Genomic DNA, 25,347 nt, shown 5'->3' with positions numbered 1-25,347 from the left:
TAGTCAGCCGCGCGTGTCGCGCATGTTACTGGCGCGTATACCCGCAGGTAACGTTACGAACTTGGAACCTCCGACCAGGTGGCGGACGGATCGTCTCAGCCGGCGAGAAGCGCAGCCCTGGCGAGGAAGAGGGCTCCGACCTCGACCGCGCGCTCGTCGACCCGCAGGTCTCCCTGGTGGATGTCGTACGTGTGGCCGCCGGGCGTCCGGGTGCCCAGCCGGGCCATCGCGCCGGGCACCTTGGTCAGGTACCAGGCGAAGTCCTCGCCGCCCAGGGACTGCTCGGTCAGCAGGACGGAGCCCGCCCCGAGGACGACACGTGCCGCCTCCTCGAGCACCGTGGTGGCGTGCTCGGCGTTCTCGACGGGTGGCACGCCGCGGTGGTGCCGCACCTCGACCTCCACCTCGAGCGACGCGACGACGTTCTCGACCGCCGCCTGGAACACCTCCGAAGCCTTCTCCCACGCCCGCACGTCCAGGCAGCGCAGCGTGCCGCGGAGCACGCCGCTCGCCGGGATGGCGTTGTGCGCGGAGCCGGACTGCACCGCTCCCCAGGTCAGGTTGACGCCCGAGCGAGGGTCGAGGCGCCGACCGAGGATCGCCGGCACCTGTGTGATGACCTGCCCGAGCGCGAAGACCACATCGCCCGTCAGGTGCGGTCGGGAGGTGTGCCCGCCGGAGCCGGAGATCGTGACGGTGACCTCGTCGCTGGCCGACGTGATCGGCCCGATGCGCGTCCCGACCTGGCCGACGTCGACCTTGGGGTCGCAGTGGAACGCGTAGATCTGCCCGACGCCGTCGAGCCCGCCCGCGGCGATCACGTCGAGTGCGCCGCCGGGCTGGACCTCCTCGGCCGGCTGGAACACGAGACGCACGCCCGTCGTCAGCTCGTCGGCGACCTGCGCCAGCAGCAGACCGGCCCCCAGGACCGACGCGGTGTGCACGTCGTGGCCGCAGGCGTGCGCGATCCCGCGGGTGGTCGACGCCCACGGCAGACCGGTCGTGTCGACGACGGGCAGCGCGTCGAGGTCCGCACGCAGGGCGATCCGCTGCCGCCCGGTCACCGCCGGCCCCGGACCGATGTCGCAGACCAGCCCCGAGCCCGGCAGCAGGCGGGGCTCCAGGCCGGCGGCACGCAGCCGCTCGGCGAGCAGACCGGTCGTCCGAACCTCGGTGCGACCGAGCTCGGGGTGCGCGTGGATGTCCCGACGGACCGCGACGAGCTCGTCGCGGAGGCCGTCGTAGAGCGAGGCGAGCCGTCCGGCGACCGGCTCGGTGGGAGCGGGACGCAGGGAGCTCAGGGCGGCGACGGTGGTGAGGTCAGGCACGGATCGACCCTAGCCGCGGCCAGCGGCGCAGGGGATGCGGGTCCACCTACAGGAGGTCGTCGCGCCCCTGGGCGCGCCAGCCGTCGACTCCTCGCTTCACGGCCTGGGCGTGCTCCCGGGTGGTCACGAGGATGGCGCCGGGCGTGTCGACGACGACCGCCCCGGGCAGCCCGATGACTGTGACGGTCCGGCCGTCCCCGGTCACGACCAGCGAGCCGTCGGCGTCGATGCGCTGCACGGCGGACGCGTCGCCGAGGGTCCCGCCGGCGAGGAGCCCGGCGAGCGAGGCGAAGTCGCCGACGTCGTCCCACGTGAAGTCGCCCGGCACCACCGCGACACCGCCGGCCGCGGCGACCGGCTCAGCGATGGCGTGGTCGATGGCGATCTTGGTCAGCCCGGGCCAGACCCGGTCGAGGACGGCCTGCTTGTCCGGCCCGTCCCACGCGGCGGCGATCTCCACCAGACCCGCCGCGAGCGCGGGGAGCTGGGCGGCGAGGTGGTCGAGCAGGACCCGAGCCCTGACGAGGAACATGCCGGCGTTCCAGCGGTACTCGCCCGTGGCCAGGTAGCCGGCCGCGGTGAGCGCGTCCGGCTTCTCGGTGAACCCCTCGACGTGCTGGGCGCTCGGCGCCTCGTCGAGACCCAGGCTCCGTCCGGACCGGACGTACCCGAAGGCGGTCGACGGCTCGGTGGCGCGGATCCCGATGGTGACGACGTACCCCGCCTGCGCGGCCACGACCCCCTCCCGGACGGTCCGCTCGAACGCCTCCGTACCGGAGATGACGTGGTCGGCCGCGAACGACCCGAGCACGACGTCCTCGCCGTGCCGCTCCAGCAGCACCGCCGCTGCCAGCCCGATGGCGGCCATGGAGTCGCGCGGCGACGGCTCGGCGAGCACCTGCCGGGCCCCGAGCTCCGGAAGCTGGGCAGCGACGGCGTCCGCATGCCGTGTCCCCGTGACCACGAGGATGCCCGCCGCCAGCGGCTGCAGACGGTCGACGGTGCCCTGCAGAAGGGTGCGGCCGGTGCCGGTCAGGTCGAGCAGGAACTTGGGATGCCCGGCCCGCGACAGCGGCCACAGCCGAGTGCCCGCGCCACCGGCGGGGATGACGGCATGGAAGTCAGGGATCGCAGACATAGGGGTCAGGCTAGCGATCAGCCCCAGGAGGTCCGCGTGTGCGGTACCTCACAGCGGGCCCCCCACGTCGCGTCGTGGTCGATGTCGTTCACTACAGTGAGGTGGTCTAGGGACGCCGTCGTCCGCACCTCTGACTTGCCAGGAGGACCCCAGTGTCCGCAGCGCCCGATGCGCCGGTGAAGCGCAAAGCGCCCGCCGGGACGCTCTACCGAGGGCGAGAAGGCATGTGGTCGTGGGTCGCGCACCGCGTCACGGGCGTCGCGATCTTCTTCTTCCTCCTCGTGCACGTCCTCGACACCGCCCTCGTGCGCATCTCGCCCGAGGACTACAACAGCGTGATCGGCACGTACAAGAACCCGATCATGGGCCTCGGCGAGGCGGGGCTCGTCGCCGCCATCGTGTTCCACGCGTTCAACGGCATCCGGATCATCCTGGTGGACTTCTGGGCCAAGGGCCCCAGGTACCAGCGCCTGATGCTCTGGATCGTCCTCGGCCTGTTCGTCGTGACGATGGCCGGCTTCCTGCCCCGGCACCTCATGCACGTGTTCGGGGGCGAGTGATGAGCGCCATCGCCGACCCGAAGGCGCCTCGTGCCCCGCGGGCGCGTCCCGCCCGCCTGACCACCCGCGGCAACACCGAGCTCTACGGCTGGGTCTTCATGCGAGCTTCCGGTGTCATCCTGCTCGTCCTGATCTTCGGGCACCTGTTCGTCAACCTGGTCGCGGGCGAGGGCGTCAAGGCGATCGACTTCGGCTTCGTCGCCGGGAAGTGGGCCTCGCCCTTCTGGCAGGTCTGGGACCTGCTGATGCTGTGGCTCGCGATGATCCACGGCACGAACGGTGTGCGGACGATCGTCAACGACTACGCCGAGCGTGACGGCCTGCGCCTCGCGCTCAAGTGCCTGCTCTACCTCGCGTTCATGGTCGTCGTCGTCCTGGGCACGCTCGTGATCTTCACGTTCGACCCGTGCCCGACGGGCGCACCGGCGGACCTCCTGCCGTCGTTCTGCACCGCCTGACCTCCCCAAGAACAAGGAAGGCATCGACCCCGATGCAGACCCACCAGTACGACGTCGTGATCGTCGGCGCGGGCGGCGCAGGAATGCGTGCCGCCCTCGAGTCCTCCACGCGCGTACGCACGGCCGTCATCTCCAAGCTCTACCCGACGCGCTCCCACACGGGTGCGGCCCAGGGCGGCATGTGCGCCGCACTGGCCAACGTCGAGGAGGACAACTGGGAGTGGCACACGTTCGACACCGTCAAGGGCGGTGACTACCTGGTCGACCAGGACGCCGCCGAGGTCATGGCCAAGGAGGCCATCGACGCGGTGCTCGACCTGGAGAAGATGGGCCTGCCGTTCAACCGCACGCCCGAGGGCAGGATCGACCAGCGACGCTTCGGCGGCCACACGCGCAACCACGGCGAGGCCGCCGTCCGCCGGTCCTGCTACGCGGCGGACCGCACCGGCCACATGATCCTGCAGACGCTCTACCAGCAGTGCGTGAAGAACGAGGTCGAGTTCTTCAACGAGTTCTACGTGCTGGACCTGCTGGTGGACCACGACCTCGCGGCCGGCCACGTTGCCGAGGGCGAGGAGGTCAACGTCTCGGGCGTCGTCGCCTACGAGCTGGCCACCGGCGAGATCCACGTCTTCCAGGCCAAGTCGGTGGTCATCGCCACGGGCGGCGCGGGCAAGATCTTCAAGACGACGAGCAACGCGCACACCCTCACCGGTGACGGCATGGCGCTGGCGTACCGCCGCGGCATCCCGTTGGAGGACATGGAGTTCTTCCAGTTCCACCCGACCGGCCTGGCGGGTCTCGGCATCCTGCTGAGCGAGGCGGCGCGCGGCGAGGGCGGCATCCTGCGCAACTCCGAGGGCGAGCGCTTCATGGAGCGCTACGCCCCCACCATCAAGGACCTGGCCCCCCGCGACATCGTGGCGCGGTCGATGGCCAACGAGGTCCGCGAGGGCCGCGGCGCCGGCCCGAACAAGGACTACGTCCTGCTCGACCTGACCCACCTCGAGCCGGCGCACATCGACGCCAAGCTGCCGGACATCACCGAGTTCGCGCGCACCTACCTGGGCATCGAGCCGTACACGGAGCCGGTGCCCGTCTACCCCACGGCCCACTACGCGATGGGTGGCATTCCCACCAACATCGAGGCCGAGGTCCTGCGCAACCAGACCGACGTCATCCGCGGCCTGTACGCCGCCGGCGAGGTCGCGTGCGTGAGCGTGCACGGCTCCAACCGCCTGGGCACCAACTCGCTGCTGGACATCAACGTGTTCGGCAAGCGGGCAGGCATCTCGGCGGCGGCGTACGCGCTCCAGGCGTCCTGGGTCGAGCTGCCCGAGGGCGCCGCCGACTCCGTCGTCGCCGGCCTCGAGGAGATCCGGACGCGGCCCGACGGCGAGCGGGTGGCGGACCTGCGCAAGGCGCTGCAGGAGTCGATGGACCTCAACGCCCAGGTGTTCCGCACCAAGGAGTCGCTCACGCAGGCGCTCGAGGACGTCAAGAGCCTGCAGAAGCGGTTCCGGCACGTGAGCGTCCAGGACAAGAGCCGGATGTTCAACACCGACCTGCTCGAGGCCGTCGAGCTCGGCTTCCTGCTCGACATCGCCGAGACGGTCGTCGTCGGCGCCCTGAACCGGGACGAGTCCCGTGGCGGGCACTTCCGCGAGGACTTCCCGGACCGCGACGACAAGAACTACATGCTGCACACGATGGCGTACCGCCGACCCCTGCCGGTCAAGGGGCACCGCCTGTGGGGCACGGACGGCGACGGCGACCACAAGGGTGCGTTCGCCCACACCACCGTGTTCGAGGACTACCAGCTCGTGCTGGGCTCCAAGCCCGTCACGGTGACCCGCTACCAGCCGATGGAGCGCAAGTACTGATGACCGCCACCCTCGACGCCCCCTCGGCCGCACCCGCGATCCCGTCCTTCGACGTCACGCTCAAGGTCCGTCGGTACCTGCCCGGCGACGACGGCACCGGCGAGCCGTACTGGGACGAGTTCACGGTGCGCGCGCACGGCACCGACCGCGTGCTGGACGCGCTCCACAAGGTGAAGTGGGAGGAGGACGGCTCCCTGACGTTCCGCCGCTCCTGCGCCCACGGGGTCTGCGGCTCCGACGCCATGCGGATCAACGGCCGCAACCGCCTGGCCTGCAAGACGCTGCTCAAGGACCTCGACATCAAGAAGCCGATCATCGTCGAGCCCATCAAGGGCCTCCCGGTGATCAAGGACCTCGTCGTCGACATGGAGCCGTTCTTCGCGTCCTACCGCGAGATCATGCCGTTCCTCATCACGACCGGGACCGAGCCCTCCAAGGAGCGCCTGCAGAGCGCCGAGCAGCGCGCCCGGTTCGACGACACCACCAAGTGCATCCTGTGCGCGGCGTGCACCTCGTCGTGCCCCGTGTTCTGGACCGACGGGCAGTACTTCGGCCCCGCCGCGATCGTGAACGCGCACCGGTTCATCTTCGACAGTCGCGACGAGGGCGGCACCCAGCGCCTCGAGATCCTCAACGACAAGGAGGGTGTGTGGCGCTGCCGCACGACCTTCAACTGCACCGAGGCGTGCCCCCGCGGCATCGAGGTGACGAAGGCGATCCAAGAGGTCAAGCGCGCGATGATCACGCGCGCCTTCTGACCCGCCAGCCAAGAATCAGAGGATCCGCCGCCCATTCGTCGGCAGATCCTCGGAATCGTCGCCGCGCGGCGGGCCGCCGCGCCGAGCCCGTCCTGGAGCGCCGCCGTGACGCCTGACGCCGAGATCGCGCTGCCTGGCGGGAACGTGGGTGGGGCGGTCCGCGTCGGTGACACGGTGCGCCGCCCGACCGGCCCCTGGACCCCGGCGGTGCACGAGCTGCTCGACTTCCTCGCCGCGGCCGGCGTCGAGAGGGTTCCGCGGGTGCTCGGCATCGACGACCGTGGCCGCGAGATCCTCACGTTCCTGCCCGGGCATGTGCTGGCCATCGGCACGGAGCAGCCCTCAGCCGCCCAGACGCGGTCCGCCATGCGCTGGCTGCGGGCGTTCCACACCGCGGTGGCCGGGTTCCCGCGGCAGTCCCGCCGGTGGCGGTTCGTCGAGCGTGCGCTCGAGCCCGGGGAGATCGTCTGCCACCACGACACGGCGATCTACAACCTCGCGTTCGACGGTGACGAGCTGGCGGGCGTGTTCGACTGGGACGTCGCCGGGCCGGGCGTCCCGTTGGACGACGTGGCGATGTACGCGTGGAACTCCGCCCTGCTGCACCCCGAGGCCGACGCGGCCGAGATGGTCGACGGACTACGCACCATCGCGGACGGGTACGGATCGATCGGCGCCGGCGACCTCCTGGACCACGTCCCGGTCCGGATCGTCGCCGCGACGGACCGTATCGCCGCAGGCCAACGGGCCGGGGACCCCGGGATGCTGCGTCTCGGCGAGATCGGTGAACCGGCCTCGACCCTCGCGCGGCTCGCGAGGTTGAGCGCCCGAATCCCGGAGCTGCACGCTCGGATGGCGCCCGGATCGCCCTGACTTGATACGGTGCGAGTCCCCGCACCAGGAGGCGTGATGGCCGACCGTCGTCTTCGCACTGCCCTTGCCGTCTGCGCCGTGGCCCTCGTCGCCGTCGGCGTCGCGCCCGCCCCTTCTGTCGCAGCACCCGGCCCGACGATCCCCGTCGGGGACCGTCCACTTGGGGTGGCGTTCTCGCCGGACAGCTCCCGCGCGTACGTCGCGAACGCCGACGGCAACTCGCTGAGCGTCATCGACACGGCGACGGGCACGGTCGTCGACATGATCGCGACGTCGCCCAAGCCGTTCGATGTCACCGTCTCGCCCGACGGCACCCGGGTGTACGCGTCGGCCATCGGCGAGGGTCCGATCCCCGGCTCGCTCGACATCGTCGACCCGAGCACCGGAACGGTGAGCCCGCAGCTCGGGCCGCTCGGGAACCCGAGCGGCATCGCCGCGGACGCGTCGTTCGTCTACGTGACGAACGCGACCGGCCAGTTCACGCGGTTCCCGGCGGCCGGTGGTGCGGCCCAGGGATGCGAGCTCCAGACGCCGACCCGCGGTGTCGCGCTCGCCCATGGCACGGCCTACGCGACCCTGTACGACCTGAACGGCGTGCAGGCGGTCGACACCGCGACCTTCACGTGCGCCGCGCCGCCCCCACCCCCGCCGCCGACGGTCACGGTGGACAACAACCCGTGGGGCATCGTCTACAACCCGGTCCGTGACGAGCTCTACGTGGGCAACTCGGGCACCCCGTCGGTCTCGGTGATCGACCCCAACACCAACACCGTGACCAGGACGCTGCCGGTCGGGCCCGGCTCGCGCGCGCTCGCGGTCTCCCCCGACGGGGACCGCCTGTACATCACCAACTCGACGCCGTCTCTCCAGGTGGTCAACTTCGCCAACCCCCTGCGCAGCGGGATCGCACTCGTCGACCCGTCGTCCGAGGGCGTCGACGCCTCCCCCGACGGGCGGCTGGTCTACGTGACGGATGCGGCGAACGACACGGTCATCCCGTTCGAGCGCCCGACGGTCACCGCGCCGGTCGACGTGAGCCTCGTCGAGGGTGAGGCCGCGACGTTCTCCGTGACGACGACCGGAGACGTGACCGACGTGACCTGGGAGACCAGCCGCGACGGTGCGACCTGGACGCCGGTACCCGACGTGTCCGGGACCACGCTGACACTGAACCCGGTCCTCGCGGACTCCGGTCTGCAGGTCCGGGCGGTCGTGCACAGCGTGGTGTTCGAGTGGACCACGTCCGAGTCGGCCCTCCTCACCGTGACGGCCGTACCGACCCCGACGCCGACCCCCACCCAGACCCCGACCCCGACCTCGACGGCCACGCCCGCCGTCCCCGCCGTTCCCGAGGGGGGCGAGCTGTCCGCGACCGGGAGCACGTCCGGGCCGCTAGCGGGGCTGGCGCTCGGGCTCGTGGTGCTCGGTGCGGGTGCCTTCCTCCTGGCGCGTCGCCGCCGGGCGTGACACCGCCGTGCGCGACAGGGCCAGCTTGTCCACGTAGGGCGGGTCCGCGGTCCACGCCGCGACCAGCAGGATGATGCGCGCGAGCAGGTTGATCCAGACCAGCAGCGTGACGAGCACGATGACCGACGTGAAGAGCGGGTTCTTGTGCACGCTGCCCGCCACGACCGCGGTCCCCAGCAGGCGCACGACACCGAGCCCGATGCCCGCGAACGTCGCCCCCCACACCAGGTCCTTCCGGGCCGGGTGCTGATCCGCGAGAACGGTCACGATCAGGACGAACACCGTGGCGTCGACGACGAAGCCGACGGCGATCCCGAGCACCGTGAGGATCGTCGTCGTGTACCCGCTCAGGCCCAGCGCGCCCAGCACCCACTGCGTCGCGGACGTCACGGCGATCGTCAGGATGGCCGAGGCGAGGAACGCGAGCGCGAAACAGGCGAACCCGCCGAGCTCGCGCACCTTGCCGCGCATCCCGTTGCCGTTCACGTTGTCGTCCGCGAACATCGCACGGACGGCTCGGCGCAGGGCAGCGACGGCCGCGATGGCGGAGAGCAGGAGGACGACGGCGGCGACGATGCTGGCGAGCGTCAGCTGAGTGTTCAGGACGAGCGCGTCCGGGTCGATGGCGCCGCCGCTGCCGTCGCCTGTGTCGATCAGACCCGGTAGCGCGTCGTCGATGGACTTGAGCATCTGCGCGCGCAGCAGCTCGTTGTCGCCCAGGAACCTCATGAAGATCGTGTAACCGATGGTGAGCGCCGCGAACACGGAGAACAACGTCGAGTAGGCGATCCCGCCCGTGAGCACTCCCCCGCTGCGGGCCCCGAACCGCGCGTTCGCCCGCATCGGGCGCGTGTGCTTGACCCAGTCCCAGAACGCCATGCCACGCGTCGCCAGACTCGGCTTGTCGACGGCTCCTGCGTCGTCGGGCTCCGCAGCCAACGCGTGCGCCTGCGCGGTGCCTGCGCCGGCGGGCGGGTGGGCGTCCTCCGTGGCCATGCCCTGCACCCTAGGTCGGGCTTCCGACCCCGGCATCCGCTGCCGCGCCGGTCAGCGTGAAGTCACGGACGGGCCGCCAGACGCCGTCGTCCCCGTGCGTGTAGCTGTGGAAGGCGTCCACCAGGAACGTGGCGTCGAAGGCTGCGAGGTCCGTGGAAGCAGCGTCCAGCTGCTCGTCCGGGACCTCGTGCGCGACCGTGACGTGCGGGTGGTACTCGAACTGCACCCGCTGGTCGAGCACGTGCGACCGCACGCTCCGTTCGAGCGCCGCGCACCCCGCGGCACCGTCGACCAGCTGCACGAACACCACCGGCGAGACGGGCCGGAACGTGCCGGTGCCGCGTAGCCGGACGACGAACGGCACGTGCGACGCGGCGACGGCTGCCAGGTGCTCGTCCACGGCCTCGATCGCGTCGTACCCGACGACCGTCGGGCCGAGGAGCGTGATGTGCGGCGGGATGAAGTCGGCCCAGGGGTCACCGAACCGCGCACGCGCCGACTGGAGCATCGAGCCGTACGGCTCCGGCACCGTGATGGCGATGCCGATCCGGAGCTGGTCGCCCGAGCGCTCGGGGAGCCTCACGCGCGGACCCGCGCGCGCCGCCGCAGGAGCCCCGAGCGCTCGTACAGCCGCGCGAGGGTCACCTCGGCAAGATCGCTGGCGCGGTCGGCTCCGTCGGCCAGCACGTCGTCGAGCGAGGACGGATCGGCGAGGTAGCCGTTGACGCGCGCCTGGAACGGACGCAGGAAGTCGACGACGACCTCCGCCAGGTCGACCTTCAGGTGGCCGTAGCCCTTCCCTGCGTAGTCACCTTCGAGCGACTCGACGGACCGGCCGGTGAGCGCCGAGAAGATGGTGAGCAGGTTCGAGACGCCCGGCTTGTGCTCCGGGTCGAAGCGGATCTCGGTCCCCGCGTCGGTCACCGCGCTCTTGATGCGCTTGGTCACGACCAACGGATCGTCCATCAGCTCGATCAGACCGTTCGGGCTCTCGGCGGACTTGCTCATCTTCGCCGTCGGATCCTGCAGGTCGTAGATCTTCGCGGTGGCCTTGACGATGTACGGCTCCGGCACGACCACCGTGTCCGAGCCGAACCGGCTGTTGATGCGGTTCGCCAGGTCGCGCGTGAGCTCGAGGTGCTGGCGCTGGTCCTCGCCCACGGGGACCAGGGTGGTGTCGTAGAGCAGGATGTCCGCGGCCATGAGGACCGGGTAGGTGAACAGGCCGACCGTGGTGCCGTCGGTCCCGTGCTTGCCGGACTTGTCCTTGAACTGCGTCATCCGGTTGGCCTCGCCGAAGGCCGTGTGGCAGGACAGCAGCCAGGCCAGCTCGGTGTGCTCGGGCACGTGCGACTGGACGAACAGGATCGAGCGGGCCGGGTCCACGCCGGCCGCGAGGTACTGAGCCGCCGTGCGTCGGGTCCGTTCACGCAGGACGGCCGGGTCAGGGTTGACCGTGAGCGCGTGCAGGTCCACCACGCAGTAGAGAGCGTCGTGCTCCTCCTGCAGCGCCACCCACTGGGTCAGTGCCCCGAGGTAGTTGCCGAGCTGGAGGGAGTCGGACGTGGGCTGCATCCCCGAGAAGATGCGCGACGACTGCGGCGCCAAGTGCATCCGCCCATTCTTACAGGTCGCCGACGGTGGGACGGCCGAGTCGCCCAGGTGGCCGCACCGGAGCGGGGGTGGGGTCGGGTCGGTCAGGTGGCCTCGTCGTCGAACGGCGCACGCTGGGCGACGACGGGGACGGCCGCGACCGCTCCACCACGGACGACACCCGTGTTCGACGCGGGAGCCGCACCGGGCCGGGTCACCTGACGGACGGGGGGCGGCGCGGGCTCGTCGAGGAAGGCGTCCCGCACGATCCGGCGCGGGTCGTAGCGACGAGGGTCGAGCGACGCCCAGTCGACGTCCTTGGCCTCTTCGCCCAGCTCCTGGTCGACACGCGCCTTGGCGTCCCGCAGGAACACCCGACCGCGTCGCACGAGGGTGCCGAGCTGCTCGGCGTAACCGGGCAGCCGCGACGGACCGATGATGAGCGCGGCAACGACGAGGAGGATGATCCACTCTCCGCCGTTGATGTCGAACAACACCTCGCCAGACTACCTCTCGGGCCGGATTCCTCAGGGGGCCGAGGACTCGTCGAGCCTGACGCGGACGTCCCGCTCCGCGGACCCGGTGCGGACGCGCAGGAGGACGGTGTCCCCGGGCGTCAGCGCGCGGATCGCGACGATCAGCTCGTCGGGCTGCGTCACCGGGCGGCCGTCGATCGCCAGGATGATGTCGCCGGGGTGGATCCCCGCTCGGTCGGCGGGACCGTCCGAGCTGATCGGTGGCTGCCCGTTCTGGTTCTTGGCGGAGACCTGCACCCCTTCGCCCGTGTAGCTCTTGTCGAGCAGCACGCCGATGATCGGGAACGTCGCGTGACCGGTCTCGATGAGCTGGTCGGCCGTGCGACGCACCTGGTTGGACGGGATGGCGAACCCGAGGCCGATGCTCCCGCCGACCGTCGAGGTGGAGCCCGGCGGCTGCGCGATCGCCGAGTTGATGCCGATGACCTCACCCGCGGCGTTGACCAGCGGACCGCCGGAGTTGCCCGGGTTGATCGCGGCGTCGGTCTGGATCGCGTTGATGAACGCGGTGCTGCTCTCGTCACCGGCGGTGACGGGGCGGTTCAGCGCACTGACGATCCCGGTGGTCACAGTGCCGGCCAGACCGAGCGGTGCACCGATCGCCACCACCGGGTCACCCACGACGACCGCACCTGAGTCCCCCAGGAGCAGGGGCGTGAGCCCGTCGACCTCGACCTTCAGAACCGCGAGGTCGTAGTCCGACGTGCTGCCGACGATGGTCGCGGGCTTCTCGCTGCCGTCGACGAACGTCACCGTGATCGTCGTGGAGGCAGCGGTGTCGGCCTGCGCGACGACGTGGTGGTTGGTCACCAGGTAGCCGTCCTGGCGGAGCACGAAGCCCGAGCCCGTGGCGCTGCCCAGCGCGCCGTCCACCTGGATCGAGACGACGCTCGGCAGGACACCGCTGGCGATCCCCGCCACCGAGTCGGGCGCTCGCTCGATGGAGGCCGTGCCGGTGCCCGCGGGCGGCAGGCCCGCGTCCTCGAGGTGGTCCGTGGCGGAGATGCGTCCGCCGACCACTCCCCCCACCAGCCCGGCGACCAGGGCGAGCGCGACCAGCGGAACCACCCAGACGACCGACAGCGCCCGGCGCTTCTTGGTCACCGTCTTGACGGCGGGGTGCGGCACCTGACCCGGCGTGGGTGCGGGGTTGGGATAGGTGGCCGCACCCCAGGGGGGAACGGCGTCCGGTGCGGGGCGCGGATCGTGGGGGTACGGGCTCCAGGGATCACGAGGCGCGCCCCACGGCTCGGGAGCCGGCGTCGGCGCCGATGCCCACGGGTTCGGGGAGGTGCCCGGGGTCCGCGGGTCGGCGGCGGGCCCCGCGGTCCGCGGGTCGGCGGCGTCGGCCGGCGTCCACGGGTCCACGGGGGCCGGGGTCTGCGGGTCCGCCGCGGGCGCAGTCCCCGACGGGGCCGGCGGAGGCGGGGCGGGCGGCCCGTACGGGTTCCTCGCCGCCTCGGGGTGCACGGGCGCCTCGGGAGTCGCCGGGAGCGGGCGCTGTCCCGCCGGGGACGCGAACGGGAAGCCGTCGTCCGGGGCAGCCGCGCGCGCGGGGCCCTCGGGTGAGGGTGCGCCGTGCGGGGCACCCGGGACCGAGGGGTCGTCGGGTGTGCTCATGGTCGTTCGAGAGCTCCTGTCACGGTGTCCCAGCCGCGCGTGATCTGCGCGGGCACGCCGTCGTCGAAGGCGCCGCCGGGAAAGGCTCCCACAAGCTGCTCCGCGGAGCCGCTCGACTCCGAGGCGACCACCTGCACCACGGTCGAGTCGGCCTGCCAGACGACGTGCCAGGGCGCGTACGAGAGCACGAAGACCTCGCGCCCGCCGACCTCGCTCGTCGGCGCACCCGCGAGTGCGCCGGTGTCGAGGCGGCCCTGCTGCTCCGTCACGACGACGGAGCCCTCCGGGCCGACCACGTCGACCTCGAGCTCGCTGTCTCGGTCACCGGACCAGCGCACGGCGCTCACCGTCCAGCCCTCGGGCAGCTCGGTCGGGAAGGACCACCGGTGCGCCTGCAGCCAGGCGACGGAGATCGCGCCGGACCCGGCGGACCGGGGCCCGGTGTCGAACGACGCGGGCTGCCGGTCCGTGATCGCCCCGCCGAGCAGTCCGAGGTCGGCACCGGGCTGGCTGGTGGGTACGACGGCCGGCCGCTCGCCCAGGACGAAGAGCATCGCCGCGACGGCGCCGACCCCGGCCATCGAGCCGGCGACGAGGCGGACGCCCGCGCGCTTCTGTCGCAGGTCTCCACGCACGCTCGAGCGGCCGAGCCACCCGCCGGGCGACGTCACACCGTACGACGCGAGCTCCGAGCGAGATCCGGGCGTGGGCGCGGCGAACGGGTCGTTGCGGACCTGGTCGATGGGTGCGCTGCCCGGCAGCGAGAGCAGCCGGGCGGTCAGGTCCGGTGCCGGGCACGGCTCGTCGACGGACGTGAGGGCGGCACGCGCGGAGCGGGCGGCGCACAGCTCCGCCGCGCACAGCGGGCAGGCTGCCACGTGGGCCAGCGCGCGCTCCGTGGCAGTGACGCTGAGCTGGCCGTCGACCAGAGCGCTGATCCGGGAGCCGAGGTGCGCGGTCATCGCCGGACCGTCTCGCTCGTCGCCTCGTCGTCGGAAAGCCCGGGGAGCAGGCTCAGAGCCTCGGGCGCGCGGTGCTCGAGGGACACCCGCAGGCGGGCGCGGGCCCGGTGGATCCGGGAACGCACCGTGCCGAGCTTGATGCCGAGCGTCACCGCGATCTCCTCGTACGACAGACCCTCGATGTCGCACAGGACGACCGCCGCCCGGTACTCCGGCGGCAGCTCGTCGAGGGCGCGCTGCACGTCGAGGTCCAGGTTGCCGTGCTCGAACGCGCGCTCCGGCGCCGCGAGCTGGTCACCGGACGCGTACCGCTCCGTGTCCTCGCCCATGGCGTCGATACGGATGCGCTGCTTACGACGAGCCTGGTCGAGGAAGAGGTTGGTGGTGATGCGGTGCAGCCAACCCTCGAACGTGCCCGGCTGGTAGGAGTGCAGGGCGCGGAACACGCGGACGAACGTCTCCTGCGTGAGGTCTTCGGCGTCGAACCTGTTGCCGGTGAGGCGATAGGCCAGCCGGTACACCCGCGCCGAGTGGTCGCGGACGATGTCCTCCCACGACGGCGCCTGCCAGGTGGCGGGCTCGGTGCTCATCGGGTGCTCATCGGGGAACGTCTCCTCGCGGTCAGCCATGTCGTCCACCAGTCTCCCAGGCAAACCTGTGGAGCTCGAACTCAAGGAACGCTCGGGACGGGCGAAAGGTTTCCGCCGTCAGAGGAGCCGACGTCTCCGCACACCTCCCACCCGGGGTTCGACCGCCCCACTACGCTGGCGAGGACCGCCCATACCCGTAGGAGGCAGCCATCTCCACCGACAAGGCCCAGAGCTGGGTCTACTGCGAGGAGTTCGTGCCGGAGGACGACGTCCTGCTGCGCGCCCGGGAGCGTGCGGGTCAGCTCGGCTGCACGCCGGTGCTGCCGGGTTCGGGTGCGGCACTGACCGTGCTCGCCGCGGCCGTGTCCGCACGCGCCGTCGTCGAGATCGGCACGGGCGCCGGCGTCGGGTCCCTGTACCTGCTGCGCGGCATGCCGGCGGACGGGGTGCTCACGACGATCGACCTCGAGCTCGAGCACCAGCGCGCGGCCAAGGAGGCGTTCGCCGAGGAGGGCGTCAAGCCGACCCGCACGCGCACGATCCCGGGTCGAGCCATCGACGTGCTGCCCCGGCTCACCGACGGCGCGTACGACCTGGTGTTCGTCGACGCCGACAAGGAGAGCTACCCCCAGTACGTCGAGCAGGCGGTCCGCATGCTCCGGCCGGGCGGCGTGCTGGCCGTCGACAACGCGCTCTGGCACGACCGCGTGGCCGACCCGGCGCGACGCGACGAGACCACGACGATCATCCGTGAGGTCGGGCGGGTGGTCCGCTCGGACGACCGACTGGTCTCGACGCTCCTACCCTCCGGGGACGGACTGCTGGTGGCGGTCAAGCGGTGAGCGTCGACACCCGCGCCGCCTCGACCGCCGGTGCGGTGATCCTGACTCTCGGCGCGGGCCAGTTCCTGATGACCCTCGACAGCTCGGTCATGAACGTCGCGATCGCCACGGTCGCGGAAGACGTGGGGACGACGATCGAGGGCATCCAGACGGCCATCACGCTCTACACGCTGGTCATGGCGATGCTCATGATCCCCGGCGGCAAGGTCGGCACCCTGATCGGGCGCAAGCGCGCCTTCGCGATCGGCTGCGTCATCTACGGCGCCGGGTCGCTGACGACGGCCCTCGCACCCAACCTGCCGATCCTGCTGCTCGGCTGGTCGCTGCTCGAGGGCATCGGTGCCGCGCTGATCCTGCCCGCGATCGTCGCCCTCGTCGCGAGCAACGTGCCGATGGCCGGTCGTCCCCGCGCCTACGGTCTGGTCATGGCGGCCGGCGCCGTCGCGGTCGCCCTCGGCCCGCTCATCGGCGGCTTCGCGACGACCTACTTCTCGTGGCGCTGGGTGTTCGCCGGCGAGGTCGTCGTGGTGCTGTTCATACTCCTGCGGACCCGCAAGATCTCGGACCCGGAGACGGAGCGCGGCCCGCGGCTCGACATCATCGGCGCCGTCCTGTCGGCCACCGGTCTCGGGCTCGCGGTCTTCGGTGTGCTGCGCTCGAGCTCGTGGGGCTGGGTGATGCCCAAGCCGGGTGGTCCCGCGATCCTGGGGCTCTCGCCGACGATCATCCTCGTGCTGGCCGGCATCTTCGTGCTGTGGCTGTTCACCACCTGGGAGCGCCGCATGGTCAGCCGCGGCCGCGAACCGCTGGTCGAGCTCGAGATGTTCACCAACCGCCAGTTCACGGGCGGCCTGCTCATGTTCTTCTTCCAGTTCCTGATCCAGGCCGGCCTGTTCTTCACCATCCCGCTGTACCTGTCGGTCGCGCTCGGGCTCTCCGCGATCGACACCGGGCTGCGGATCATGCCGCTGTCCATCACGCTCCTGCTCGCCGCCGCCGGCATCCCGCGCTTCTTCCCCAACGCCAACCCGCGGCGCGTGGTCCGGCTCGGCATCCTGTCGCTGTGCCTGGGGATCGTCTCGCTGTTCACCGCCATGGAGTCGTCGGCGGGCGCGGAGATCGTCACCGTGCCGCTGCTGCTCGCCGGCCTGGGGATCGGCGCGCTCGCGTCCCAGCTGGGCAGCGTCACCGTCTCGGCGGTGCCGGCGGACGAGAGCGACGAGGTGGGTGGGCTGCAGAACACGGCCACCAACCTCGGCGCCTCCCTGGGCACCGCGCTCGCCGGCTCGATCCTCATCGCGATGCTCACGTCGTCGTTCCTGGCGGGGATCGCGCACAACGAGGCCGTGCCGGCGGAGGTGTCCAGCACGGCGAGCGTCGAGCTGGCCGCGGGCATCCCGTTCATCTCCGACGCCGCGCTCCAGTCGGCGCTCGAGGACGCGGGCGTCAGCGACGACGCTGCCACCGCGATCGTCGACGAGAACGCTCAGGCGCGGCTCGACGGCCTGCGCAGCGCTCTCGCGGTGCTCGCCCTCATCGCCGTGATCGGGCTGTTCTTCACGGGCAGGATCCCGGCCGAGCAGCCGGGCTCGGAGAAGAAGCCCGAGGTCGCGGCCGCCTGATCAGCGCAGGTCGTCGAGGTAGCGCAGCAGCAGACGTGCGCCGAATCCGGTCGCGCCCTCGCTGACCTCGTGCTTGTCCGAGCCTGACCGGGCGGGTCCGGCGATGTCGAGGTGGGCCCAGGTCCGCGCGCCGACGAAGTGCCGCAGGAACAGTGCCGCCGTGATCGACCCGCCCCCGATCTTCTTGTCGAGCGGCACGTGCCGCAGGTCCGCGACGTCCGAACGCACGGCCTCCTCGTAGTCGTCCACGAGCGGCATGTGCCAGGCGAGCTCGCCGGATGCCTGCCCGGCCGCGACCAGGTCGTCGGCGAGGACGGGGTCCGACGAGTACAGGGCGGCGTGCTGCTTGCCCAGCCCGATGGTCGCCGCGCCCGTGAGCGTGGCGACGTCGATCAGCACGTCCGGGTCGAGGGTGGCGTCTGCCCATGCCAGGGCGTCGGCGAGCACGAGGCGTCCTTCGGCGTCGGTGTTCGCGATCTCGACGGTCGTGCCACCGAACATCGTCAGCACGTCACCGGGTCGGTACGACGAGGCTCCGACGTGGTTCTCGGCGAGGGGCAGGACCGCGGTCACCCGGTGCGCGATCCCGTCTGCGGCGGCGCCCAGCACGGTGGCCAGCGCGACCGCGGCGCCGGTCATGTCCGTCTTCATGGGCACCATCGCGTCGCTGGGCTTGATGGACAGGCCGCCCGTGTCGAACGTGATGCCCTTGCCGACGACCACGACGTGCGTGCCGGACCCCGGTGTGAAGGTCGCAGGCGTGTATCCGACGGTGACGAGCCGTGGCGACGAGGCGGACCCGCCGCCGACCGCCACGATCCCGCCGTGCTCACCGAGCTCGCGCGGTCCTCGGACGACGACCTCGAGCCCGGCTGCGCTGCCGAGCCGGCGCGCCTGCTCGGCCATCCACTCCGGGTTCTTGATGTTGGACGGGGTGGTCGCCAGGTCTCGGACCAGCCAGGTGGCCGTGGCCGCGGTCCGCGCCGCGCCGACGGCGGCCGCTGCGCGGGACCCGTCGCGCCCGAGCAGGACGAGCTCCGTGAGCTCCGTCGTCTCGTCCTTCGCCGTGATCCGCAACGGCGTGTACGCGGCGAGCAGATATCCCTCCGCCACAGCGCGCGCCGCGGTCGCCGCCTGCGACGCGGTCTGCTGAGCCTCGGCGCCGAGGGTCGTCACCACCCGGCGCAGGCCGCGTGTGGCGCGGGCGAGCGCAGCGCCGGCGCGACGCAGGTCGTCGGGACGCCCGGCCCCCACTCCGACGAGCACCAGCCGGGGCGGCAGACCGGCCCACGGCAGGACGACCGACGACCCCACAGGGCGGGGCAGCTGCAGGACGTAGACGTCCCCCGCCTTGCCCGCGAGGTGCGCGCGTTCGCCGATCTCGGCGAGGTCGATCCCGTACCGGGCCGCCGCCGCCGCCGTCCCCTCCCCCGGGGCCAGCGCGTCGTCACCGTCGCGCGCAGGGGACACCGGGACGGCGACCGCGTCGGTCGACCCGTCCGTGAGCAGTGTCGAATCGGCGATCGTCCCCCCGGCCAGAGTGACCGTCGGAGGCGTTCGTCCGATCCGCTCCGCCGAACCTGCGCGTGCCATCGTCAGCTGACGACGGACGTCAAGGCCTCACCCAGCTCTGCGGCCTCGGTCGCGTTGAGCTCGACCACCAGCCGTCCCCCGCCCTCCAGCGGCACGCGCATGACGATGCCACGGCCTTCCTTCGTGACCTCGAGCGGGCCGTCACCGGTCCTCGGCTTCATCGCGGCCATGCGGGGCGTCTCCTTCGCTCGTGCGTCCGGGCAGCTGCGAGGCGTCACGGGGCGCGCTCGCGCGCACCTCACGTCTGCCTCCACTGCCGGTTGTCCGGGATCCATCCTAGTTCACAGGACGGCCCTCACCTTGACCGTTGCGCTGCCCACCCACCGATCGGACGCACGTCCAGATTCCCGCACGACGATCACGGCGGCCAGTCGGGGCCCGGGTTGGCCTGCCAGATCTCCCTGACCCAGAGGAACTGGAGGCCGAACATGAGCAGGAGGACGCACACGAACCACCAGCGCCGCGCCGCGGTGGGCCGGGTCACCACGCCGGCGGTGACGGCGCCGAGCGGATAGGCGAGCAGGAGGAACCGCGCGAGGCTGCTGCCGGGCTCGACGACCGCCGCGATGTAGCCCAGATACGCCGCTGCCCACGCGTGCAGCTCGTTGCCCAGCCGCCAGGCCGCCGGCACGACGAGCGTCGCGACGACCAGTGCCGCGCCCGCCACGACGATCGGGACCGCCCACTGCCCGAACCAGAAGGTCGGCACGTAGGTCCAGCCGTAGAACGGCGTCACGCTGGCGACCCCGCGCCAGGCCTCCTGCGTCCGCAGGTAGCCGTCCGAGGTCCCGGTGACCCAGCCACAGATCGCCGGCCAGAGCAGACCCGAGGCGAAGCACCAGACCGCGAGCGCGCCGACTCCGACGCCGGTTCGCCAGGTGAACGTGTCGCGGTCCGCGCGAGCCTGCCGCCAACGGACGAACGCGTGCACCATGACGACGGCCGCCATGGGCAGCGCCACGGCTCGGGTGAAGCCGAGCGCCAGCACGGCGAGCGCCATCCACGCGTACTGCCGTCGGATCAGCGCGAGCAGCGCGGCCGCGATCAGGGCGAGGGCCAGCGCCTCGGTGTAGGCGGTCTGCAGCACCGCGGCAGTGGGGAAGACGCTGACCACGGCGACCGTGGCCAGCGGGAGCCCCGGACGTGCGGCGACCGCGCGAGGAGCACCCTCAGCGATCGACCGGTGGATAGCCAGCATCGCCACGGCACCGAGCGCGAGCGCGAGCGTCGGGGCCACGACCTCCCACGGCAACCGCGTGAGCTCCATGAAGCCGCGCGCCGTCAGCGGGAACAGCGGGAAGAACGCCCAGGCGTTCTGCTGCACCTTGCCGGAAGCGTCCACGGGCAGCGTGCTCGGATAGCCGTTCTCCGCAACGTGCCGGTACCAGCTGCCGTCGAAGAGGAACCCGACGTACGGGAAGTAGCCCGGGTGGGCCGGGGTCCATGCGTTCGGGCCTTGGATCGACGCGACCCAGAGGAAGACCAGCGTCGTGGCCACACGCGCCCCGGCGTACACCGCGAGGACCTGGAGCCACCACGGCCGCGTCCGCGTCCACTCCCACAGACGCGTCGCGGACGTGGGGACGGCCGCGGCTACGTCGCTCACACCAGTCCTCTCACCGTCCTGGCGGGGGCTCGGTCCCCGCGGATCGTGGCGACCATATCGAGTGTTCGGCGGGTCGCGCGCACATCGTGCGCCCGGAAGACCCGGGCGCCCAGCCAGGCGGCGACGGCCGTCGCCGCGAGAGTGCCCTCGAGGCGCTCCTCCGCCGGCAGGTCGAGGCTCTCGCCGACGAAGTCCTTACGGGACAGCGCCATGAGCACGGGATGGCCGAGCGCGACGAGCGCCTCCGTGCGGCGGACCAGGTGCAGGCTGTGCCAGGTGTTCTTGCCGAAGTCGTGCGTCGGGTCCACCAGGATGCTGGCCGGGTCGATGCCCAGGTCCACCGCTCGACGCGCCGCGGACGACACCGTGCGCACGACGTCGTCGAGGACGCCGTCCAGCGGGTCGGCACCCTGCGAGGCCGGGTACTCGACGCGGAACGGATCGGTCCGCGGGAGGGCGCCGCCCGTGTGCGAGCAGACGATGCCCAGACCGCGCTCGGCCGCCACCTCGACGAGTGACGGGTCGTGCCCCGCCCACGTGTCGTTGATCAGGTCGGCGCCCGCGTCTGCCGCTGCCCGGGCGACCTCCGCCCGCCACGTGTCGACGCTGACCAGCAGGTCGGGGTGCCGTCGACGGACGCGCTCGACCAGCGGGATCACCCGGGCGATCTCCTCGGCCGCGTCGACCCGCGGTCCCCGGCCGGCGCGGACACCGCCGAGGTCCACGAGGTCCGCTCCCTCGTCCGCGGCACGTGCCACGGCGGCGTCCGCGGAGGAGTCGTCGTGGCGTGCGGGGGCGTAGAACGAGTCGGGAGTGCGGTTCACGACGGCCATGACGACGGGTCGGTCCGGTCCGATCTCGCGACCGCGCAGCCGCAGAGCCGCACCCGCGGGTGGGACCACGCTCACGCGCTCTCCGGCGACTGCTGCGCGAGCGCGGTCTCGGCGGCCGCCCGCTCCTCCTCGGCCCGCAGCTCGGCGCCCCGTGCCAGGACGGCCTGGACGGCCTCCTCGGCGGTGTCGACGACCTTGATCAGCTCGATGTCGGCGTGGCCGACCATCCCACGCTCGTGCACCGCGCTGCTCACCCAGTCCATGAGGCCCTGCCAGTACGCGCGCCCGACGAGGACGATCGGGAAGCCGATCACCTTGTGCGTCTGCACGAGGGTGAGGGCCTCGAAGAGCTCGTCGAAGGTCCCGAACCCACCGGGCAGCACCACGAAGCCCTCGGAGTACTTCATGAACATCGTCTTGCGCGCGAAGAAGTACCGGAAGTTCACGCCGAGGTCGACGTACTGGTTCATGCCCTGCTCGAACGGCAGCTCGATGCCCAGCCCGACCGACAGACCACCAGCCAGCTTGGCGCCCTGGTTCGCGGCCTCCATGATCCCCGGGCCGCCGCCGGTGATGACGGCGTACCCCGCCTCCGCCAGGCGGCGTCCGACCGCGATGCCGACCGCGTAGTCCGGGTGGTCCGCGGGCACGCGCGCCGAGCCGAAGACGCTGACCGCCGACCCGACCTCCGCGAGCGCCCCGAACCCCTCGACGAACTCGCTCTGGATCCGCATCACGCGCCACGGGTCGCCGTGCAGCCAGTCGGCGCCGTCGCCGCCGCTGAGCAGGCGCTGGTCGGAGGTGGTCTTGGGGATCTGCTGGCCGCGCAGGAGGACCGGGCCCCTGCGGTAGCCGAGTCCGGCTGTGGGCTGACCGTCGTCGCTCATGGCACCGACTCTAGGTCCGCGAGCGCCGACGACGGCGATAGTCACCGAACGGTCACCCACCCGCAACGTCCGCACTCGTGTGGCCTATGACCCCCACCAGGGCGGACGTACCGCGACGGTCGGCCGCTGCGTCCGCGCTCGTGGGGGGTATTGGGCCCACGAGGGCGGACGTTCGGAGGGATCGGGTCAGGTGGTCAGCCAGTGCCGCAGCGCCTCGTGGACGAGCGTGATCTGGCCGACGACGACGTGCTCGTCGCGCTTGTGTGCCAGCAGCGGGTCCCCCGGACCGAAGTTCACCGCCGGGACGCCGAGCTCGGCGAACCGCGCGACGTCCGTCCAGCCGTACTTGGGGCCGGCCTGGCCGCCGGTCACCGAGAGGACCGCGGCTGCGAACTGCTGGACGGCGGGCGCGTCCAGGCCCGGGCGCGCGCCGGCGGCAGCATCCACCAGGACGACGTCGTAGCCCTCGAACAGGTCGCGCACGTGCGCCTCGGCCTGGGCGACCGACGCCGACGGCGCGAACCGGTAGTTCACCGTCACCACGCAGGAGTCCGGGATCGTGTTCGCTGCCATGCCGCCCGAGACGAGGACCGCGTTGAGGCTCTCCCGGTAGACCAGACCGTCCACCTCGACGGACGCCGGCTCGTAGGACTCGAGCCGGCGGAGCACCTCGCCCGCCGCGTGGATGGCGTTGCGACCCATCCACGCCCGCGCGGAGTGTGCGGCGACGCCCTCCAGGCGGACCTCGACGCGCAGCGTGCCGTTGCAGCCGCCCTCCAGGCCGCCGTCGGTCGGCTCGCCGAGCACCGCGAAGTCGCCACGCACCCAGTCCGGGTGGTTGCGCACCAGCCGCCCCAGGCCGTTGAGGTCGGAGGCGACCTCCTCGTGGTCGTAGAACACCCACGTCACGTCGTGCGTCGGCTCTGACAGCTCCGCCGCCAGCGCGAGCTGCACGGCCACGCCACCCTTCATGTCGACGGTGCCCCGTCCCCACAGCTCCGCGAGCGCTCCCTCGCCGATCAGACGCGTCGGCAGGTTGTCCGCGACCGGCACCGTGTCCAGGTGGCCCGCGATGACGGCCCGCGTCGGACGGCCGAGGTTCGTGCGCGCCACGACCGCATCGCCGTCCCGCAGGACCTCGAGGTGCCGGTACCCGCGCAGCGCCGCTTCTACGGCGTCCGCGATCGCGCGCTCGTCACCGCTGACCGACGCGATGTCGCACAGGGCCCGCGTGAGCGCGACGGGGTCGGTGGACAGGTCGAGGATGACAGGGGTCTCGGGAGCCACGACGCGACCTTAGCCCCACCCGTTTGTCCTAGGGTTGGGGCCATGAATGCTGGCGCGACTGCGCGGACGGCCTGGGCCTACGGCCTTGCCACGGTGACCGACGACGGCACCACCCTTGACGTCTGGTACCCCTCCCCGGCCTTGGGAGCCCCGGACTCGGACACCGAGCCGCCCGCGGCGCTGACCGCCGCCGAGGGCAAGGACGACGCCCGCGCGGTCCGCATCCAGGTGGTGCGGACGGTGATCGACCTGGACGCTCCCCCGGCGGACACCGCCGACGCCTACCTGCGCCTGCACCTGCTCTCGCACCGGCTCGTCGCGCCGCACGGCCAGAACCTCGACGGCCTGTTCGGGGTGCTGCCCAACGTCGTGTGGACCGACCGAGGTCCGTGCGCCGTCGAGGGGTTCGAGGCCACGCGCGGTCGGATCCGGGCGGCGACCGGCGTGCCGGTCACCGTCCTGTCGGTCGACAAGTTCCCGCGGATGGTCGACTACGTCGTGCCCGCCGGAGTGCGGGTCGCGGATGCCGACCGGGTGCGGCTCGGGGCTCACCTCGCCGCCGGGACCACCGTCATGCACGAGGGGTTCGTGAACTTCAACGCCGGCACGCTCGGCACCTCGATGATCGAGGGACGCGTCTCGGCCGGGGTCGTCGTCGGGGACGGTTCGGACATCGGCGGCGGCGCCTCGATCATGGGCACCCTCTCGGGCGGAGGCCGCGAGGTCGTCTCCATCGGCAGCCGGACCCTGCTCGGCGCCAACGCCGGCGTGGGCATCCCGCTCGGCGACGACTGCGTGGTGGAGGCCGGCCTGTACGTCACGGCGGGGACGAAGGTCACTCTGCTCGGTGCCGGTTCTGCCTCGGCACCGACCGAGCCGATCGTCGTCAAGGCCCGCGAGCTGGCGGGCCGCAACAACATCCTGTTCCGCCGCAACTCGCTCACCGGTGGGGTCGAGGCGGTCACGCGTGCGGGCTCGGGCGTCGAGCTCAACGCATCCCTGCACACGAACGAGTGAGCGCCCGTCGCAGGCGTCGGGCCGGGTCGGCCCGACGAACCGGGTGCGCCGTTCTCGTCGCACTGGCGTTCCTGGCCCTGGGCGTGGGCGGAGTCGTCTGGTTCCTCACCCGCACCCACCCTCCCGCGCCCTTCGCGGACCGGTGCGACGCGACGGTCGACGGCCAGACCTGGTCCTTGTCGACGACGCAGGCGGAGAACGCTGCCCTGATCGCAGGCCTCGGCGTCCAGCGCGAGCTGCCCGCGCGGGCGGTGACCATCGCCCTGGCGACGGCGATGCAGGAGTCCAGGCTCGTCAACGTCGACTACGGCGACCGTGACTCCCTCGGGCTGTTCCAGCAGCGCCCGTCGCAGGGCTGGGGAACCGTCGAGCAGGTCCAGGATCCGCTGTACGCGGCCGGCACCTTCTACGACCACCTGATCAAGGTGCCCGGCTACCGCGACCTGCCCGTCACCGAGGCCGCCCAGGCGGTCCAACGCTCAGGCTTCCCCGACGCCTACGCCCAGCACGAGGAGACCTCGCGCGCCTGGGCCTCCGCGCTCACCGGCAACTCGCCGGGCGCCCTGACCTGCACCCTGCACGACGCCGCGCCGAGCACCTCGGACGCCGTCGTCGCGCGGATCCAACGGGACCTGGGCTCTCACGTGCCCGTCGAGGTCACGCCCATCGACGGTGGCGCGACCCTGACGTTCCCCACCTCGGCGGTGACGTCCGTCGACGACGCCGGGGAGCGGGACTGGGCGCTCGCCCAGTGGGCCGTCGCCGTCTCGGACCCCTTGGGACTGACGTCGGTGAGCGTCGGCGACCAGACCTGGGACCGCGCGGGCGGAACCTGGGGCCCGTCGACGACCCCGGTGCCCGCGGGCACCGTGAGCCTCACGATCACGACGTAGGCAAC

25 protein-coding genes are annotated in these 25,347 nt (G+C 72.0%); 10 read left to right on the top strand and 15 right to left on the bottom strand.

Annotated features, from left to right (window positions below; translation table 11 throughout):
- Window positions 1–95: 95 nt before the first annotated feature.
- Together I847_RS0119015 and I847_RS0119010 are read right to left on the bottom strand one after the other, a co-directional pair.
- The gene (locus I847_RS0119015; RefSeq protein WP_028050958.1) at window positions 96–1,328 is read right to left on the bottom strand and encodes an amidohydrolase; all 1,233 of its coding nucleotides are present in this window, start codon (window positions 1,326–1,328) and stop codon (window positions 96–98) included.
- A 46-nt stretch (window positions 1,329–1,374) separates the two neighbouring features.
- The gene (locus I847_RS0119010) at window positions 1,375–2,466 is read right to left on the bottom strand and encodes a mannose-1-phosphate guanylyltransferase (protein WP_034610914.1); all 1,092 of its coding nucleotides are present in this window, start codon (window positions 2,464–2,466) and stop codon (window positions 1,375–1,377) included.
- Window positions 2,467–2,642: 176 nt separating this feature from the next.
- Here I847_RS0119010 and sdhC point away from each other — a divergent pair, with 176 nt between their 5' ends.
- The 6 genes from sdhC to I847_RS0118980 all read left to right on the top strand — a co-directional run bounded on the left by sdhC (window position 2,643) and on the right by I847_RS0118980 (window position 8,465).
- On the top strand, window positions 2,643–3,026 hold the full coding sequence (sdhC, locus tag I847_RS0119005; protein WP_369751761.1) for a succinate dehydrogenase, cytochrome b556 subunit: 384 nt from the start codon (window positions 2,643–2,645) through the stop codon (window positions 3,024–3,026).
- Window positions 3,026–3,484, top strand: a complete 459-nt coding sequence (sdhD, locus tag I847_RS0119000) for a succinate dehydrogenase, hydrophobic membrane anchor protein (RefSeq protein ID WP_028050955.1) — start codon at window positions 3,026–3,028, stop codon at window positions 3,482–3,484. The genes sdhC and sdhD overlap by 1 nt, the downstream gene beginning before the upstream one ends.
- 32 nt (window positions 3,485–3,516) lie before the next feature.
- Window positions 3,517–5,367 carry a succinate dehydrogenase flavoprotein subunit gene (sdhA, locus tag I847_RS0118995; RefSeq protein WP_028050954.1) on the top strand — a complete coding sequence of 617 codons (1,851 nt, stop codon included), beginning with the start codon at window positions 3,517–3,519 and terminating at the stop codon, window positions 5,365–5,367.
- Window positions 5,367–6,125, top strand: a complete 759-nt coding sequence (locus tag I847_RS0118990; RefSeq protein ID WP_028050953.1) for a succinate dehydrogenase iron-sulfur subunit — start codon at window positions 5,367–5,369, stop codon at window positions 6,123–6,125. Before sdhA ends, I847_RS0118990 begins: the two co-directional genes overlap by 1 nt.
- 105 nt (window positions 6,126–6,230) lie before the next feature.
- Window positions 6,231–6,998, top strand: coding sequence for a phosphotransferase (locus I847_RS0118985; RefSeq protein WP_028050952.1), 768 nt, complete (start codon window positions 6,231–6,233; stop codon window positions 6,996–6,998).
- A 36-nt stretch (window positions 6,999–7,034) separates the two neighbouring features.
- Window positions 7,035–8,465 (top strand): YncE family protein, encoded by a 1,431-nt coding sequence (locus tag I847_RS0118980; RefSeq protein ID WP_081681149.1) that lies wholly within the window; start codon window positions 7,035–7,037, stop codon window positions 8,463–8,465.
- On the opposite strand, the gene I847_RS24895 is transcribed toward I847_RS0118980, so the two are convergent.
- From I847_RS24895 to sigE, 7 genes are all read right to left on the bottom strand, one after another.
- On the bottom strand, window positions 8,391–9,461 hold the full coding sequence (locus I847_RS24895; RefSeq protein WP_081681179.1) for a YihY/virulence factor BrkB family protein: 1,071 nt from the start codon (window positions 9,459–9,461) through the stop codon (window positions 8,391–8,393). The genes I847_RS0118980 and I847_RS24895 overlap by 75 nt on opposite strands.
- Before the next feature lie 10 nt (window positions 9,462–9,471).
- Window positions 9,472–10,044, bottom strand: a complete 573-nt coding sequence (locus I847_RS0118970; protein ID WP_028050950.1) for a 2'-5' RNA ligase family protein — start codon at window positions 10,042–10,044, stop codon at window positions 9,472–9,474.
- Complete coding sequence (trpS, locus tag I847_RS0118965; protein ID WP_028050949.1) at window positions 10,041–11,075, bottom strand: tryptophan--tRNA ligase; 1,035 nt, start codon at window positions 11,073–11,075, stop codon at window positions 10,041–10,043. The genes I847_RS0118970 and trpS overlap by 4 nt, the downstream gene beginning before the upstream one ends.
- Before the next feature lie 83 nt (window positions 11,076–11,158).
- Window positions 11,159–11,551: a twin-arginine translocase TatA/TatE family subunit gene (locus I847_RS24890; RefSeq protein WP_369751757.1), complete on the bottom strand. Its 393-nt coding sequence runs from the start codon at window positions 11,549–11,551 to the stop codon at window positions 11,159–11,161.
- A gap of 30 nt (window positions 11,552–11,581) precedes the next feature.
- Window positions 11,582–13,210 carry a trypsin-like peptidase domain-containing protein gene (locus I847_RS0118955; protein WP_028050948.1) on the bottom strand — a complete coding sequence of 543 codons (1,629 nt, stop codon included), beginning with the start codon at window positions 13,208–13,210 and terminating at the stop codon, window positions 11,582–11,584.
- Window positions 13,207–14,172, bottom strand: a complete 966-nt coding sequence (locus I847_RS0118950) for an anti-sigma factor (protein WP_028050947.1) — start codon at window positions 14,170–14,172, stop codon at window positions 13,207–13,209. Before I847_RS0118950 ends, I847_RS0118955 begins: the two co-directional genes overlap by 4 nt.
- On the bottom strand, window positions 14,169–14,762 hold the full coding sequence (gene sigE / locus I847_RS24885) for an RNA polymerase sigma factor SigE (protein WP_034611219.1): 594 nt from the start codon (window positions 14,760–14,762) through the stop codon (window positions 14,169–14,171). The genes I847_RS0118950 and sigE overlap by 4 nt, the downstream gene beginning before the upstream one ends.
- Window positions 14,763–14,971: 209 nt before the next feature.
- Between sigE and I847_RS0118940 the strand changes: the two genes are divergently transcribed.
- Window positions 14,972–15,604, top strand: a complete 633-nt coding sequence (locus I847_RS0118940) for an O-methyltransferase (protein ID WP_028050946.1) — start codon at window positions 14,972–14,974, stop codon at window positions 15,602–15,604.
- A complete protein-coding gene (locus tag I847_RS0118935) occupies window positions 15,601–17,226 on the top strand; it encodes an MFS transporter (RefSeq protein WP_028050945.1) in 1,626 nt (541 codons plus the stop codon). Before I847_RS0118940 ends, I847_RS0118935 begins: the two co-directional genes overlap by 4 nt.
- Here I847_RS0118935 and I847_RS0118930 read toward each other — a convergent pair whose 3' ends face one another.
- The 6 genes from I847_RS0118930 to dapE form a co-directional block, all read right to left on the bottom strand.
- Complete coding sequence (locus I847_RS0118930) at window positions 17,227–18,819, bottom strand: M17 family metallopeptidase (protein ID WP_028050944.1); 1,593 nt, start codon at window positions 18,817–18,819, stop codon at window positions 17,227–17,229.
- A gap of 2 nt (window positions 18,820–18,821) precedes the next feature.
- On the bottom strand, window positions 18,822–18,989 hold the full coding sequence (locus I847_RS26370; protein WP_013772033.1) for a DUF3117 domain-containing protein: 168 nt from the start codon (window positions 18,987–18,989) through the stop codon (window positions 18,822–18,824).
- A gap of 188 nt (window positions 18,990–19,177) precedes the next feature.
- Window positions 19,178–20,425 (bottom strand): hypothetical protein, encoded by a 1,248-nt coding sequence (locus I847_RS0118920; protein ID WP_028050943.1) that lies wholly within the window; start codon window positions 20,423–20,425, stop codon window positions 19,178–19,180.
- Window positions 20,422–21,333: a dihydropteroate synthase gene (gene folP, locus I847_RS0118915; RefSeq protein ID WP_051275071.1), complete on the bottom strand. Its 912-nt coding sequence runs from the start codon at window positions 21,331–21,333 to the stop codon at window positions 20,422–20,424. Before folP ends, I847_RS0118920 begins: the two co-directional genes overlap by 4 nt.
- Window positions 21,330–22,145 carry a TIGR00730 family Rossman fold protein gene (locus I847_RS0118910; protein ID WP_028050941.1) on the bottom strand — a complete coding sequence of 272 codons (816 nt, stop codon included), beginning with the start codon at window positions 22,143–22,145 and terminating at the stop codon, window positions 21,330–21,332. The genes folP and I847_RS0118910 overlap by 4 nt, the downstream gene beginning before the upstream one ends.
- A 186-nt stretch (window positions 22,146–22,331) precedes the next feature.
- The gene (gene dapE / locus I847_RS0118905) at window positions 22,332–23,432 is read right to left on the bottom strand and encodes a succinyl-diaminopimelate desuccinylase (RefSeq protein WP_034610910.1); all 1,101 of its coding nucleotides are present in this window, start codon (window positions 23,430–23,432) and stop codon (window positions 22,332–22,334) included.
- A 42-nt stretch (window positions 23,433–23,474) separates the two neighbouring features.
- Between dapE and dapD the strand changes: the two genes are divergently transcribed.
- Both dapD and I847_RS0118895 read left to right on the top strand, forming a co-directional pair.
- Entirely contained in the window at window positions 23,475–24,449 is a 975-nt protein-coding gene (dapD, locus tag I847_RS0118900; RefSeq protein ID WP_028050939.1) for a 2,3,4,5-tetrahydropyridine-2,6-dicarboxylate N-succinyltransferase, read from the top strand.
- Entirely contained in the window at window positions 24,446–25,342 is an 897-nt protein-coding gene (locus I847_RS0118895) for a hypothetical protein (protein WP_028050938.1), read from the top strand. The genes dapD and I847_RS0118895 overlap by 4 nt, the downstream gene beginning before the upstream one ends.
- Window positions 25,343–25,347 lie beyond the last annotated feature (5 nt).

Origin of the sequence: Cellulomonas sp. URHD0024 (genome assembly GCF_000426185.1) — a bacterium.
In the GTDB taxonomy this organism is placed as follows: Bacteria; Actinomycetota; Actinomycetes; order Actinomycetales; family Cellulomonadaceae; genus Cellulomonas.
This window is presented reverse-complemented; position numbering and strand designations above follow the sequence as displayed.

Bases quoted from the DNA above. Each gene is read 5' to 3' on its own strand.
- sdhD (WP_028050955.1), top strand. From the start codon at position 3,026: ATGAGCGCCATCGCCGACCCGAAGGCGCCTCGTGCCCCGCGGGCGCGT.
- I847_RS0118990 (WP_028050953.1), top strand. From the start codon at position 5,367: ATGACCGCCACCCTCGACGCCCCCTCGGCCGCACCCGCGATCCCGTCC.
- trpS (WP_028050949.1), bottom strand. From the start codon at position 11,075: ATGCACTTGGCGCCGCAGTCGTCGCGCATCTTCTCGGGGATGCAGCCC.
- dapD (WP_028050939.1), top strand. From the start codon at position 23,475: ATGAATGCTGGCGCGACTGCGCGGACGGCCTGGGCCTACGGCCTTGCC.
- sigE (WP_034611219.1), bottom strand. From the start codon at position 14,762: ATGAGCACCGAGCCCGCCACCTGGCAGGCGCCGTCGTGGGAGGACATC.
- I847_RS0118930 (WP_028050944.1), bottom strand. From the start codon at position 18,819: ATGGCACGCGCAGGTTCGGCGGAGCGGATCGGACGAACGCCTCCGACG.
- I847_RS0118910 (WP_028050941.1), bottom strand. From the start codon at position 22,145: ATGAGCGACGACGGTCAGCCCACAGCCGGACTCGGCTACCGCAGGGGC.
- sdhA (WP_028050954.1), top strand. From the start codon at position 3,517: ATGCAGACCCACCAGTACGACGTCGTGATCGTCGGCGCGGGCGGCGCA.
- I847_RS24895 (WP_081681179.1), bottom strand. From the start codon at position 9,461: ATGGCCACGGAGGACGCCCACCCGCCCGCCGGCGCAGGCACCGCGCAG.
- I847_RS0118950 (WP_028050947.1), bottom strand. From the start codon at position 14,172: ATGACCGCGCACCTCGGCTCCCGGATCAGCGCTCTGGTCGACGGCCAG.
- I847_RS26370 (WP_013772033.1), bottom strand. From the start codon at position 18,989: ATGGCCGCGATGAAGCCGAGGACCGGTGACGGCCCGCTCGAGGTCACG.
- I847_RS0118980 (WP_081681149.1), top strand. From the start codon at position 7,035: ATGGCCGACCGTCGTCTTCGCACTGCCCTTGCCGTCTGCGCCGTGGCC.
- I847_RS0118955 (WP_028050948.1), bottom strand. From the start codon at position 13,210: ATGAGCACACCCGACGACCCCTCGGTCCCGGGTGCCCCGCACGGCGCA.
- I847_RS0119010 (WP_034610914.1), bottom strand. From the start codon at position 2,466: ATGTCTGCGATCCCTGACTTCCATGCCGTCATCCCCGCCGGTGGCGCG.